The organism is Planomicrobium soli (assembly GCF_003014655.1).
GTDB lineage: Bacteria > Bacillota > Bacilli > Bacillales_A > Planococcaceae > Planococcus > Planococcus soli_B.
In genome coordinates, this window is sequence record NZ_PYAT01000016.1 from 15,704 (window position 1) to 30,646 (window position 14,943).

The 14,943-nt window shown below is 44.8% G+C and carries 10 protein-coding genes; 8 read left to right on the plus strand and 2 right to left on the minus strand.

What is annotated here, in order from left to right:
• Positions 1 to 17: 17 nt before the first annotated feature.
• The 6 genes from addB to B0H99_RS15510 all read left to right on the plus strand — a co-directional run bounded on the left by addB (position 18) and on the right by B0H99_RS15510 (position 11,387).
• Positions 18 to 3,494 (plus strand): helicase-exonuclease AddAB subunit AddB, encoded by a 3,477-nt coding sequence (gene addB / locus B0H99_RS15485; protein WP_106534588.1) that lies wholly within the window; start codon positions 18 to 20, stop codon positions 3,492 to 3,494.
• Complete coding sequence (gene addA, locus B0H99_RS15490) at positions 3,472 to 7,083, plus strand: helicase-exonuclease AddAB subunit AddA (protein ID WP_106534589.1); 3,612 nt, start codon at positions 3,472 to 3,474, stop codon at positions 7,081 to 7,083. The genes addB and addA overlap by 23 nt, the downstream gene beginning before the upstream one ends.
• Positions 7,084 to 7,093: 10 nt before the next feature.
• Positions 7,094 to 8,272, plus strand: a complete 1,179-nt coding sequence (locus tag B0H99_RS15495; protein ID WP_106534590.1) for a DUF418 domain-containing protein — start codon at positions 7,094 to 7,096, stop codon at positions 8,270 to 8,272.
• A 43-nt stretch (positions 8,273 to 8,315) separates the two neighbouring features.
• Complete coding sequence (locus tag B0H99_RS15500; protein ID WP_106534591.1) at positions 8,316 to 9,215, plus strand: fumarylacetoacetate hydrolase family protein; 900 nt, start codon at positions 8,316 to 8,318, stop codon at positions 9,213 to 9,215.
• Between the two features lie 70 nt (positions 9,216 to 9,285).
• A complete protein-coding gene (locus B0H99_RS15505; RefSeq protein WP_106534592.1) occupies positions 9,286 to 9,666 on the plus strand; it encodes a YisL family protein in 381 nt (126 codons plus the stop codon).
• Positions 9,667 to 9,932: 266 nt separating this feature from the next.
• Complete coding sequence (locus tag B0H99_RS15510) at positions 9,933 to 11,387, plus strand: alpha-amylase family glycosyl hydrolase (RefSeq protein WP_106534593.1); 1,455 nt, start codon at positions 9,933 to 9,935, stop codon at positions 11,385 to 11,387.
• Between the two features lie 463 nt (positions 11,388 to 11,850).
• On the opposite strand, the gene B0H99_RS15515 is transcribed toward B0H99_RS15510, so the two are convergent.
• Positions 11,851 to 12,702: a DegV family protein gene (locus B0H99_RS15515; protein WP_106534594.1), complete on the minus strand. Its 852-nt coding sequence runs from the start codon at positions 12,700 to 12,702 to the stop codon at positions 11,851 to 11,853.
• Positions 12,703 to 12,723: 21 nt separating this feature from the next.
• A complete protein-coding gene (locus B0H99_RS15520; RefSeq protein ID WP_106534595.1) occupies positions 12,724 to 13,530 on the minus strand; it encodes a Cof-type HAD-IIB family hydrolase in 807 nt (268 codons plus the stop codon).
• Positions 13,531 to 13,785: 255 nt separating this feature from the next.
• Between B0H99_RS15520 and B0H99_RS15525 the strand changes: the two genes are divergently transcribed.
• Positions 13,786 to 14,553 (plus strand): alpha/beta fold hydrolase, encoded by a 768-nt coding sequence (locus tag B0H99_RS15525; RefSeq protein ID WP_106534596.1) that lies wholly within the window; start codon positions 13,786 to 13,788, stop codon positions 14,551 to 14,553.
• Between the two features lie 66 nt (positions 14,554 to 14,619).
• Positions 14,620 to 14,928 (plus strand): metal-sulfur cluster assembly factor, encoded by a 309-nt coding sequence (locus tag B0H99_RS15530; protein WP_106534597.1) that lies wholly within the window; start codon positions 14,620 to 14,622, stop codon positions 14,926 to 14,928.
• The last annotated feature ends 15 nt before the right edge of the window (positions 14,929 to 14,943 follow it).

A 14,943-nucleotide genomic window follows, 5' to 3' on the forward strand; every position in this document is an offset into this window, starting at 1 on the left:
AGTGGAGAGGTGATTATGTGCCATTACGAATCGTATATGGGCGCGCAGGGTCCGGAAAAACCCGGTTTATGCAAGACGAAATCGTAGAAGAATTAAAACAACGGGCAGATGGCGATCCGATCTTTTTGATCGTACCCGACCAGATGTCTTTTTCAACTGAGTACCGGCTATCGACAACCGATGGCATGAAAGGGACAATCCGGGCGCAAGCCATGACTTTTAAACGCTTAGCCTGGCGGGTATTGCAGGAAGTTGGCGGAATTAGCCGAAAAGAAGTGGATACATTCGGCTATCGTATGCTGATTCGAAGCCTGCTAGAAGAGCACCGGGAAGATTTCCAATTGTTCCGGCGTGCTGCCGGAAAAAGAGGCTTTACCGACCAGATTGAACAATTAGTAAAAGAGTTTTCCAGATACTGTGTCGCTTGCGATGAATTGACTGCTATCCGCTCTTCTTTGTCTGAAGCGGGAGCTCCAAGAACCTTGCTTGACAAGGCGGCGGATCTGGAACTGATCCTTATAGAAATTGAAAGCCGTCTGGGAAAAGTTTTTGTCGATTCCGAAGGACATCTTGCCCTGTTGTCGGAAAAGATAAAGCATTCCGAGACAGTGAAAAAAGCAGAAATCTATATGGATGGATTCGTGACATTTACTGCCCGGGAGTTTGAAATCATTGGCGAGTTGATGAAGTACGCAAAATCCGTGACGATTGCCTTGCCCATGGACGATCAGGCTGATCCCCAAGATGAACAAGCATTGTTCTTCCAATCGGCAATTACAGCTCAACGATTGATTGAGCAGGCTAGAAAAGAAGGCGTAGCTATTGATCCTTCTGTTTACAAGGATTCCCCACGCCGCTTCAATAACCGTGAACTTTCCCACTTGGAGGAGCATTTTGATGACTATCCTATGCAAAAAACAGTGTCAGAAGGAAAGATATCTATAATTGAAGCATCAAACAGAAGAGCAGAAATGCATGCCGTAGCTAGAAGCATTCGCGATCAAGTAAGAAGCGGCATGCGTTATAACGAAATTGCCCTTTTATATCGGGATCCGGAAGTATACGACGAGTTGATCAATACAATTTTTCCGCAATACGATATCCCTTATTTCATCAGCCGTAAAAAGTCGATGCTTCATCATCCGCTGGTTGAATTCAGCCGCTCGGTTCTGGAAGCAATCCTTTCCAATTTTTCCTACGAACCGGTCTTCCGGGCAGTAAAGACAGATTTGTTTTTTCCGGAAGGCAACGTTGCAAAATGGCGTGAAAGAAGCGATATACTAGAAAATTTCATTATTGCAAACGGAATTTATGGCGAGCGGTGGTTCGAAGAAAATCGCTGGTTCTATAAAAAATACCGAGGACTGGAATTCCATACAGGCATTCAAACAGATGAAGAATTGGCGATGCAAATGGAATTGCATGCAGTCCGCGATTTGGTGCGGGAGCCGCTTGCCGGCTTGAAAAATAACTTGGATCACTGTGCTACTGGTAAGGAAATCGCCCAAGCGCTGTTTTTATTCATAGAAGAAATGGACGTCTATGCAAAAATACAGCACCTTAAAGAACGGGAAGAAGCGGAGCATCGCTTGCTTGCAGCTACAGAGCATGAGCAAGCTTGGAACCAATGGATTGGTGTGCTGGACCAGTTTGTGCTTATGTTCGGGGATAAAGAGCTTGAGCTTGCGACAGCAGTTAAAATTTTGGACGAAGGATTTGAAACACTGGAATTTTCCCGTATTCCGACTTCCCTCGATCAAGTGACAGTTTCGAAAATTGATTTGGCACGATTAATGGATATCAAATCGGTCTTTGTTATTGGCGCTAACGACGGCGTATTGCCTAGAAGAATTGAACAGGAAGGTTTGTTGACCGATACCGATCGGGATTGGTTTGCCCAAATCGGCATTGAATTGGCGCCTTCATCCAAAACTAGGCTTATGGACGAAACTTATATGGTATACCGGGCGTTTACTTCGGCTTCTGATTTGCTGACGGTGTCATATCCGATTGCAGACGAAGAAGGAAAGGCATTATTGCCATCTCTTTATATTCAAAAGCTGGTGGATATGTTTGCACTGGTCATTCAGCCAGCGGTCATCGATCCTGAAGAATTAACAGAAGCCTCGCATGTGGAATATATTTCGCACCCGCGTGCAACTTTATCGTATTTGACTTCTCAAATACGAGGAGGAGAACTAGGGCCTGAATGGCGTGCGGTGCTTGCTTATTACCATGAAGATCCGTTTTGGTCTTCGGTAGTGGACCGGATTCTGGCGCCTATCGGACCGAACAAAGCAGACGAACTTCGGGAAGAAATTGCGGACCCCTTATACGGAACGCCTATTTCTTCAAGCGTATCGCGTGTTGAAACCTATTTTAGCTGTCCGTTTGCGCATTATGTCCAATACGGTTTGCGGCTTGAAGAACGCGATCAGTATAAGCTGGCGGCGCCTGCAATGGGCGATTTGTTCCATGCGGCCATCAAATGGATTTCTGATGAAGTGAACCGGTTGAATGTGTCCTGGTCTTCATTATCCCGCAAACAGTGCCAAGAGCTGGCCAAGCAAGCGATGGAACAACTGACGCCTTACTTTGTTAACCGTATATTGATCAGTTCGCACCGCTACCGCTACATTCAGCATAAGCTTGAGGGCATCATCCGCCAAACTGCTTTCATGCTGAGCAAACACGCAAAAGTAACTGGGTTTGCACCCGTTGCGCTGGAAGTCGGCTTTGGGCCAAAAGAAACGATTCCGCCGCTCGGCATCAATTTGAAAAAAGGTCGAAAGATGAATGTAAGAGGGCTCATCGACCGTATTGATTCCACGAACATTAATGGCAAGCCCTATATCCGCATCGTCGATTACAAATCATCCAAGCAAGGGCTCGATTTGAGTGATGTCTACCATGGCCTCGCTCTTCAAACTTTTACGTACCTTGACGTGGCGCTGACTCACTCAGAGCGATGGGTAGGAGAAGCGGCTGAACCAGCAGGCGTTCTATATTTTCATATGCATAACCCCATGCTGAAGCTGACAAAACTGATGACTTCGGAAGAGCTGGAAGAAGAAGTGGCTAAATCGTTCAAGATGAACGGACTGATAGTGGAAGACCCGAACGTTATTTATGCAATGGATGAAGACATCGAAGGGTTTTCAAATATTATTCCGGTTCGGATGAACAAAAAAGGCGGAATTTCAAAGTCCCAATCCAAAACAGTCCTGAAAGAGGACATGGAAGTAATCCGCAGATTTGTCCGCAACAAGCATCAAGCTGCCGGCAATGGGATTCTAGATGGGGATACACGCATCATCCCGTATAAAGTGAAAGAAGATACGCCATGCCAATTTTGTTCATACCGCTCAATTTGCCAATTTGATCCTGCAGATCCCGAACAATCGTACCGGAAATTACCGGCATTGCCAGCCGATAAAGCGGTGGAAATGATAAGAAAGGAGACGACAGAGAATGATTCCGATAAAACCAGCTGATGCCACATGGACTGATGCACAATGGCAAGCAATATGGGCAAAGGGACAAGACATGCTCGTTTCCGCAGCCGCCGGTTCCGGAAAAACGGCTGTCCTGATCAACCGGATGATCGAAAAAGTGCTGGATGAGGAAAATCCGATTTCTGTTGATGAACTGCTGGTTGTTACATTTACTAACGCATCGGCCGCTGAAATGCGGCACCGTATGTCGAGTGCACTTGAACAAGCTGTAGCCGAAAATCCGGAATCCAAGCATTTGCGCAAGCAACTGCGCTTGATCAATAAAGCCCAAATTTCCACCCTGCATTCGTTTTGTCTGCAAGTGGTCAAGCAATATACTTACCTGATGGAAATCGATCCCGGTTTCCGTATTGCCAATGAAACAGAAGCAGCCTTATTGCGAGATGATGTGATGGAAGCGGTCCTTGAAGCGGCATATGAGGGAGAGCAGGCAGATGAAGTTTATCGCTTGGCAGACAGTTTTACTTCTGACCGCAGCGATCAGGCGATGGAAGTGCTGATCAGCAAATTGTACGATTATTCGCGCGTGCATCCGCAACCAGAGCAATGGCTTGAGCAAGTGCCAGCTCTTTATGATGTGCCCCTTGGCGCTTCCATTGACAGTTTGCCGTTTATCGGCGATTTGAAAATGGCTATCCGCCACGCATTCGAAGAAGCGATGCAAGTGACGCAAGAAGGCTGGCACATAGCCAATGCTCCAGATGGTCCAACCCTGTTGACCAATACTTTTGAAATGGACGCTGCAGTGATAAATACGGCGATCGAAGCGCTTGACGAGTCTTGGGAAAGCGTTTATTCGCTGGCAAAGACGTTCTCATGGGCAAAAGCGGCAAGCATCCGCAAAGACTCCTGCGATCCGGAATTAGCAGAAGAGGCAAAAGGCAAACGCAATCAAGCAAAGAAAATTGTAAATGAAGTGTTTGAAGCTTACTTTGTCCGGACACCGAAGCGGTTATTGGATGAGATGCGGGAAATGGCTCCTTTGATGAAAACATTGGTGCGCCTGACGCAAACTTTTGCCGATCAATATAAATTGCTGAAAATCGAGCGGGCACTTGTCGATTTTTCTGATTTGGAGCATTACGCGCTGGAAGTTTTATCTGAAGAAGGCAAACCTTCCGCAATTGCTTTTGAATACCGAAATCTCTATAAAGAAGTTCTCGTAGACGAATATCAAGATACGAACATGCTGCAAGAAACTATATTGAATCTCGTAAAGTCAGGCGATGAAGAAACAGGCAACCTCTTTATGGTTGGAGACGTCAAACAGTCCATTTACCGCTTTCGCTTAGCAGAACCGATGCTGTTTTTGGGCAAGTATTCCCGCTTTACGAAAGATGCCAGCAAATCGGGGCTGCGCATTGATTTAAATGCCAATTTCAGAAGCCGCAAAGAAGTATTGGACGGAACGAATTACATTTTCGCCCAGATTATGGGGGAGCGCGTCGGTGAAATAGATTACGATGAAGCGGCTGCCTTAAAAGCGTTGGCGCCTTATCCCGAACAAGATGTTCCGATCGAGTTGGCGTTGATCCACGAACCGGAATCCGAAGAAGAACCACCGGTAGACGACGACTTGGAAAAATCGCAATGGGAAGCCCGTTATATTGCAGGCAAAATCCGCGAGTTGATGGAGAAAGAAACTTTTGTCTATGATCCATGGAAACAAGCTCAGCGAAAATTGGAGTACAGTGATATTGTTGTTTTAATGCGTTCGATGACTTGGTCGGGCGATTTCGTGGACGAATTCAAAAAGGCCGGCATTCCGCTATACGCAGAATTGACTGGCGGTTATTTTGACGCGCTGGAAGTGATGATCATGATGAATACATTGCGCGTCATTGACAACCCATATCAAGATATTCCGCTTGTTTCGGTGCTGCGGGCGCCGTTTATCGGACTTGCAGAAAATGAATTGGCAGAGATCCGCTTGGCTGCGCCGCAAGCTTCGTTTTATGAAGCGGTGAAAACTTTCATCCGTGGCGGTTCGGGCATTGATCCGGCAGCAGCGGAAAAGCTGCGCCGCTTCGTTGTTCAATTGGAAGACTGGCGCAACTTGGCGCGCCGGGGTTCATTGGCTGAATTGATATGGCAAGTTTATTTGGACACCAGTTATTATGAAATGGTCGGCGCGATGTCAAACGGCAAGCAGCGGCAAGCGAATTTGCGCGCGTTGCATGACCGGGCGCTGGAATATGAGAAAACGTCATTCCGCGGTTTGTTCCGCTTTCTCCGCTTTATAGACAGGATGCGGGAGCGGGGCGACGATTTAGGAACGGCCAAATCGCTGAGCGAAAAAGAAAATGTTGTTCGTCTTATGACAGTCCATAAATCAAAAGGGCTGGAGTTTCCGGTTGTCTTTTTTGCAGGAATCGGACGGTCGTTCAATGAAATGGATTTCCGCAAGTCGTATTTGCTTGATCAAGACTATGGCCTTGCAGTAAAAGCGGTGAATCCTGACACGCGTATCGAGTACACCTCGTTGCCGTTCTTGGCCGTTAAACAAGTAAAAGAACTGCAAATGAAGGCGGAAGAAATGCGGGTATTGTATGTGGCAATGACGCGTGCTAAAGAGCGCCTGTTTCTAACAGCTTCTGTCAAAGATATTGATAAGCTGTTCGAAAAATGGAAAGTGGCTTCTACTGAAGTGCGCCTCCCTGAATTTGTCCGCTCTAGGGCAAAAGGTTATTTGGACTGGATCGGTCCTGCCCTGTCCCGCCATCCGGATGCTAAGGAAATCTTTAATCTGAATGGCAACATTTTGCCGCATCATTCTCGTTTCCTTATTTCTGTAATTGAAACACGGGACCTCGATTCAAGTGCAGCGGTTCTTGAGGAGTTGCTGCAATCAAAAGAGGGAGACCGGGATTTTACAGAAGAAGTAGCGAAAAGATTTGATTTCCGTTATCCGCATCAGCATACAGTGGAAAAACGGTCCAAGCAATCTGTTTCAGAGATGAAACGGCTGCAAATGCTGCAGCGTTTGGATGAACCGGAATCCTTTATGCAAACGGCAACGTCAGAGCGGCGTACTATTTTTAACCGGCCTGATTTTATGCAGGAAAAACGGTTGTCCGCAGCAGATGTTGGTACGGCGGTCCATGCAGTCATGCAGCATCTGCCACTTGACCGGAAATTGTCGCGGGTTGAAATCAAAGAATTTACCGAAACTTTGGTCGGCATGGAAATCCTGTCACCGGATGAAGGCAATGCGGTCAAAGTAAATGAAATTGAACGTTTTTATGAAAGTGATATTGCGCAGCGGTTGAAAAATGCAGCAAACATCAAGCGGGAAGTACCGTTTACGTATGCTAGAGAGGACACTGAGGGTGATCATCAAATTATCCAGGGGATTGTCGATTGTTTGTTTGAAGAACCGGATGGATGGGTGTTGCTCGATTATAAAACAGACCGGATCAGCCAGCTTTCAGATGTGCAAAGTGAAATGGCAGCCCGATATACGGTGCAACTTTCGGTTTATCAAGAAGCGGTTGAGGCTATTCTTGGAATTACGATCAAAGAGCGCTTGTTGTATTTGTTTGCGGCTGGCCATGAAGTGAAGATATAGGAGGATTTATGTGAAATTACAACCCGTTTCGTTGAATGAGCGGGTGGAAGCGATTGATATGATGAGAGGGTTTTCGCTTCTCGGCATTTTAGTCATTAATATGTTAGCATTCCACTCGCCGTTATCATACGTAGATCCATATACGTATTTTGCCCGGCCATACGACACCGAAATTTATGATTTTATCGATGTTTTTATCCAAGCGAGCTTCTATCCGCTGTTTGCCATGCTTTTCGGATATGGTTTAGCTATGCAATATTTGAAAGCTGAAGAAAGAAAGCAGGCATTCATGCCGGTAGCCGTAAGACGGCTGCTGGTATTGCTGGCTATTGGGATACTCCACGCCTTTTTTCTATGGTATGGTGATATTCTTATCTCCTATGCCATTATCGGTTTTTTGCTGATCGGCATGCTAAGGCTATCATCAAAGCTGCTTGCGGGCATGGCACTATTGATTTATACGGTTCCACATGCTTTGATTCTTGCCTTAATGTTTTATGCAGTATCAATCAATCCGAGCTTTTATACAGGGATCCAAGCTGTTCAAAGTTCAATTGATGCATATGCAAATGGAACTTTTATTGATATTTTTGCTCAACGTCTGTCAGATTGGGTATACAGCAATAACCCGTTTAATTTCATCGTTCTGCTTGCGACTATTCTGCCATTCATGATGGTTGGAGCGGCTGCTGCTAAATGGCGGTTGATTGAGCGGACCAAACACTATCGAAAGGTATGGATCTCTCTTGCAGTCGTACCGTTATTTGCCGGAGTGCTGCTGAAAGCGACGCCTCAACTTATTGATAAAAATTATGCATATGTTTATTTGCAGGATTTTTTCGGAGGTCCGCTTGTGGCAATAGGCTATGCAGCCATTATTGCTTTGCTTGCTCAAAGTGAAGGTTTTCGGAAACTGTTGCGTCCGCTCGGCCAAGTGGGCAGGATGTCGTTGACTATCTACATCATGCAGTCATTAATCGCGACATTTATTTTCTATTCATATGGTTTTGGCTTATACGGCAAAGTGGATTTGCTGACCGGTACGCTGATTGCTCTTGGCATTTTCGCTATCCAAATGATTTTTGCGGAAGCCTGGCTGTCGAAGTTTAACCAAGGTCCGCTTGAAAAGTTGTGGAGAAGATGGACTTACGGGAAAAGTTTCAAAAAAAATAGCAATTCAAAACCTTGAGTGTGTATAATGAATGGAATCAAAGAAAAGGAGTGTTTATTGAATGAAGCTGTTATCGTTTCGCTATGGAGAAAAAGAATGTTTTGGACCGAAAGTGAAAAAAGAAGAAGCCGTATGGGATGTACTTGAAATACAACAACAATTAGAGGTCTTACCATCTTTTCCGGCACAGCTAATTGAAGGGATCGCGCAGGGAATGGAATTTGTCGAACAAGTCCGCAAGCTAGTGGAAGCTGCATCCCAATCTGATCGCCCTGAAGATTTTAAACACTCTTATTCAGAAATTGAATGGTTGGCGCCAATTTCAAGAACCCCTAAAAATATAATTGCAATCGGCAAAAACTACGCGGATCATGCGAAAGAAATGGGTGCTGAAGCCCCTGAAAATTTAGTGGTTTTTACAAAAGCGCCGAATTGCATTGTGCCGGATGAGGCTACAGTGCCTGTCCATAGCGAATTAACGGATTCATACGATTATGAAGGCGAATTGGCGGTGGTTATCGGCAAAGCAGGAAAGTCGATTCCGAAGCAATTGGCTTATGATTATGTATTTGGTTATACGATTGCCAATGACTTAACAGCCCGTGACATTCAAAGCAAGCACCAGCAATTCTTTTTAGGGAAAAGCTTAGAGGGCTCTTGTCCGATGGGCCCATATTTAGTGACAAAAGATGAAATTCCAGAAGCGCAAAATTTGTCGATTGTTACCAAAGTGAACGATGAGGTCCGCCAAAACGGTAATACAGAAGATATGATTCGCCGTGTCGACGACATCATTGCCGAAGTATCAAAATATGTGGCGCTTGAACCGGGCGATGTGATTTTGACTGGAACTCCTGCTGGTGTCGGAAAAGGCTTTAATCCGCCGAAGTTTCTTAAAGCAGGCGATACAGTCAAAGTATCGATCGAATCAATCGGCACGCTCGTCACACATTTGTCATAACGGCAAGCTTGTCTATTAGTCCTCCACTTATGCTAAACTGAGAAGGACTAAATGATAAAGAGGTGACGTTTTGGACTTTTTAACTCAAACTACACATTTTCACATTACAACTTGGGTTGTAGCGCTTGTACTTTTTTTGGTGGCAGCGTTTAAGGACCGGAACAGCAAAGGCCGCAAAATTCTTCATATGGTTCTGCGCTTGTTCTACGTTCTGGTTATTATCACTGGATTGGCATTGTTTATCGAATGGTCTTCTTCTGACGCGATGCAATACGGGTTGAAATTCCTTTTCGGCTTGTTGACAATCGGCATGATGGAAATGGTTTTGGTCCGTTCGAAAAAGCAGAAACCGACAACTCTTTTCTGGGCATTGTTCGCGGTTTTCCTATTCGTGACCATGTTCTTAGGTTTCAGATTGCCGATAGGCATCAACTTTTTAGCGAATCTCTAAAAAACAAGCGCAACTGCGCTTGTTTTTTTTGTTGAATGAAATCAAAAGTTCGACTCGGCTATAGAAGCTGAAGGACAATCTTCATTTATAAAAAGATAAAATTAAATAAAGCGCATAAGTCTGTTTATGCCGGAAATTCACAGTTTAGACGAAACCTGCTGAAAGAAACTTGTCTTTCATGAACTTTGCATGGCGGCAAAACTGGGATTTTGATAAAATGGACCGGGTGTACAGATTATAGTTGCCTCATTGAAGGAGGATTTAGATTGAAAGCAAAGTGGATTTTAACTCTTTTCATCGGAGTGCTGTTCAGTAGCATAGCAAATCCGGCAATAGCGGCAGATGATTCGCTGGAATTGCAAGATGAAAGCATATATGACGTTTTGGTTGACCGTTTTTTTAATAAGCAAATCCAGAATGATTATGACGTGAATGGAACAGACCCTGAGGCGTTTACTGGGGGTGATTTTGCTGGTCTTACGAGTGAAGTCAACCACATCAGCGAAATGGGGTTTACCGTATTATCGATTGGACCCGTTTTTTCTTCTACAAGCTATGACGGCAAAGAAGTGATCGATTATAACCAATTGGAGCGCCATTTTGGAACCGAAGAAGAATTAAAAGCATTGATTGAAAAAACCCATGAATCGGGTATGAAAATACTGGTGGATATGCCGACGCAGCAAGTGAGCAAAGACCATGTATGGGTAAAAGAAAATCCGGAATGGTTTACTGAGAATGAAGATGGAACTTTTGCTTTGAATTTGGAAAATGCGAATGCGCAAGCGGCTTTAACAGAAGTTGCCACTGGCTTTGTTTCAAAATACGATATCGATGGACTGCGCTTACAGCAGACAAACGCTATCAATACAGAGTTTATCGGCTCGTTTTCCAAAGCGGTAAAAGGAGTCCGTGATATCTATTTGTTGAGCGATGAGGAAATGGAACGGGTTGAAGGGCTTGATGCTGTACTGTTGCCAGGAGTAGAAAAAGCGCTTCGCAATACCTATAAGTCCTTTGACCAAGAAACAGTCGTTTTAGGTGATTTGATGAAAGCCAGCGAAGGAAGCTTAATACAAGTCGATTCTCTCTCGAACTCTCGTTTTACATCGGATATTGTAGCGGAAAAAGGATATCCCCCGACCCGGTGGAAAATTTTATTCACCCAGTTGTTTACAATGCCAGGAATACCGGTCATGCAATACGGTTCTGAGATTGCAATGAATGGGGAAAAAGCGCCTGAAACGCATCAAATTATGGATTTAGGGGTAGATCCGGAAATGGCGGAGCATATCACAAATCTTAATTCGTTGCGCAATACTTCCGAGGCGCTGCGGACGGGCAATTTGGAAATATTGCACGAAGAAGCTGGATGGCTCGTTTACAAGCGTTCCAATGAAGATGAAACTTGGATTATTGCCATCAACAACTCATCGACAACTAAAAGCATTTCGTTGCCGGCAGCGGTTGTCGGAAGCGACAAAGAAATGCGCGGCTTGTTTGAAAGCGATATTGTTCGCCAGAAAGCCAGCGGAGAATATCTGATCACGTTGGATAGGGAAGTTGCAGAAACATTCAATGTCATAGACGAACGCGGATTTAATAAGGCATACATTATAGCTTTGATTGTCCTGTATGTTGTTTTTCTGGCCTTTCTGCGGATTGTTTGGAAAAAAGGCAGACAACGCAAAGCTGAAGAAGCCGCAAAAGTGAATGCATAAGAAAAAGCATCTACCTATATAGGTAGATGCTTTTAGCTTGTAAAAAACTTTATGATTGATAAATGAAAATGCCTAACCCAACCGGCCCGGCCACTTCGCTTTCCGTGGGCACGGCTTCAGCCGCTTCCTTTGCTCCTGCGGTTACTCGTCGCAAATGCAAAACATTCGCTTTCGCTCAGTCCAGGGTCTTCAGCTCGTGTCGCTCCGTCGTTTCACTCCGTCACTGCTCCCACAGAAGTCTCAGTGTCCGGCCTGGTTAGGCAACCTCCGTAAATGGGGGCGAAGTTTTCTATTCATGTTCCATGACTTGGCAAAGCAGGCGCGAGCCCGCGGAAAGCGTCCGCCTGAAGCGGAGGTGCCGCTACTTTTCAGCAAAATCTGGATGTTTATTCCTTTAAACAAATAACTAATCTTTGTCTACAAGCTGAGCAGTTATCCATAGAGGATAGCTGCTTTTATTTTTTTAAAGTGCCCGGTTCAAAAAGAAGACAGCAAGCGTACCAGGTCCGGTGTGAGCCGCGATGACGGAACCAATCAAATAGATTTCAACATTTTTTGGCTGAAAATGCTTTTCTATTTCATTTTTTACAAAATTGGCGAACTCTTCGTCATCGCCATGGCTGATGGCGATCGTTTGGTTTTTAAGTTGCTCTCCGCGTGTTTCCATCAGTTCGATCATACGTTTGACGACTTTTTTGCGTCCACGCAATTTTTCTATCGGCACCAGCTTGCCTTCTTCAACATGAAGCAGCGGCTTTATGTTCAACAAGCCGCCAACGAACGCACTGCCCTTGGAAATGCGTCCGCCTCGAGCCATATAATCCAAATCTTCTACAGTAAATAAGCTTTCTGTATGGTTGGCCATGGTACGAACGCGTTCAATAATTTCGTTAAGCGGTTGTCCAGCATTCCGAAGTTTGGCGGCTTCTTTGACCAGAAGTCCATACCCGAGCGAAGCGGCTTTGGAATCAAGAATCGTCAATTTCAAGTCTGGATAGTCCTCGCGCACTTGATCGGCCACCATAACAGCTGTACTATACGTGCCTGACAACTCGGAAGAAAAGGCGATATAGAAGCCCTCTTCTTCGTCCTTCGCCAATTGCTCGAACGCTGACAACATCTCTTCGGGAGAAGCTTGTGAAGTTTTTGGCTGTATGCCAGAACGAATGGCATCATATACTTTTTTCGAATGGATTGTCCGGATGTCCTCATATTCTTCGTCGCCGATATGGACACGCAATGGAAATAAAACCACTTGTTCTTTTTCGAAAAACTCTATTGGTAAATCTGAAGCGCTATCAGCAAATATTCTCATCAAAGATCCCCCAGTTTCTAGTTACAGTTTCAAACGATCAATCAGCAATTCAGCAATTCCATCTTCATTATTAGTTAACGTAATTTCGTTGGCGATATTTTTTAATGGTTCAATGGCGTTGCCCATAGCGACACCTACTCCTGCATATTCCAGCATTTCCAAATCATTGTCTTCATCCCCGAAAGCGATGATGTTTTCTTTTGATATGCCGAGTGATTTGGATACGCGGTCAAGGCCGACAGCTTTGCTCAACCCGCTTTTGACAATTTCAATTACATGCCAAGGAGCTCCCCATCTTCTATGATCTATGACTTCGGCATGGACAGAAGACAAGTGCTCGTGAATAGACTGAACTTTTTCAACTGGCGCATGGATTAGCATGGATGTTGGATCGACTTTCAAGTAATTGCGCAAATCACCCGTAGTGATGTTCGGATCGCCAAAACGGAATATATCCATCAGCTTCTCATCGTGATAATGAACATAAACATCATCCAACACTTCTGCCACGATGTTATGGAAATCAAAATCGTGCATGGATTCTACCACTTCGTGTACAACATCAAGTGATATCGGTGTATGATGAGTTCCCCAGTTTACGTCAGTTGGATGGTGGACGAAGGCACCGTTAAAATTGACTATGGGTGTGGTCAATCCCAATTCCTTATAATAAGCTTCGCTTGATCGGTATGGTCGCCCGGTGGCAATCATCACTTGATGGCCAGATTCCATAGCTTTTCCAAGCGTTTTTTTTGTTTTCTCTGAGATGACCTTCTGGTCAGTCAATAACGTGCCGTCCAGATCAAGGACGATTAAATGCTGTTTCATAAATAGCTGTCTCCTTTCTCAACTTACTTACAGTGTAGCGATAACTAGCACATCCCGTCAAAAAATACTGAGAAAGGCGGGCTTTGGGAAAATAAAAAATGTCAATCTTTGATGAATCACGATTTCACAAAAATATACAGCGGGATTGTTTGCCGGCGGGCTGGAACATTGATACGATTAGTAAGGGAAAACCAGAAGAAATGTCGTGGCATTCGATGGAGAAACAGTTTAAGCAAGAAAAAGGATGTGGAACAAATGAGAGTGGAACGTGAAGTGTGGAGAGGGGTTCCTTTGCTCCACGTGGCGCCGGAAAAAGAATGGAGTGAACCGCTGCCGACAGTGGTGTTTTTTCATGGCATTACAAGCGCAAAAGAACATAATTTGCATTATGCCTATCAACTGGCTGAGAAAGGACTGCGCGTACTCCTGCCGGATGCTCTTTTGCACGGAGAACGGACAGAAAATTTAACAGAGATGCAGTTGATTGTCCGTTTTTGGGAAATTATATTGAATTCCATCCAAGAATTGGATTACATAAACGGGATTGCTCAGGAAAGAAAGTTAGTAAAAGGGGATATTGCAATCGGCGGCACGTCAATGGGAGGCATTACGACGCTGGGTGCTTTGGCTGCCTATCCGTGGATCAAAGCGGCTGCGGTCATGATGGGGGCAGGCAATTATGTCGAACTTTCCAAAGCACAAATTGTTCAGTTCGAATCTCGCGGATTTCAACTGCCCTTTACTGACCAGCAGCGCAAGGAGTTATTTGAGACCTTAAGCAAATTCGACAGCATACACAACATAGAAGCGTTCAATCAACGGCCGGTTTTCTTTTGGCACGGGGAACAGGATACAGTAGTGGCATTTGAGCCGACATTCAAGTTATACAACCAGTTAAAAGAACATTACCGCGATACGCCTGAACATCTCTATTTTATGCGAGAAAGGGAAGCGGGTCATGCCGTCACCAGGCAAGGAATGCTAGCCGCAACAGATTGGCTTGGCAAGCATTTGAAAACTTAAGCAAGTAAATTTCATTTACTCCAGATGTTTGCTAAGATTAAGAGAACAGAAAAGGGAGGGAATCTTATGGATCAAGATATGCGCGACAGCCTTATGGGTGCATTAGAACAAGTTATTGACCCAGAGCTTGGAGTTGACATTGTCAACCTTGGCCTCGTATACGATGTGGATATGTCAGAAGAAGGGTTTACAGTTGTAACCATGACGCTGACTTCAATGGGATGCCCAATGGGCCCGCAAATCGTAAACGATGTAAAACACGCTTTATACGAATTGCCGGAAGTATCTGAAGTCGATGTGAAAATTGTTTGGCAGCCGGCTTGGAGTAAAGACCACATGTCACGTTATGCGAAAATGGCGCTTGGCATTCGATAAGCAATAGCTTGAATA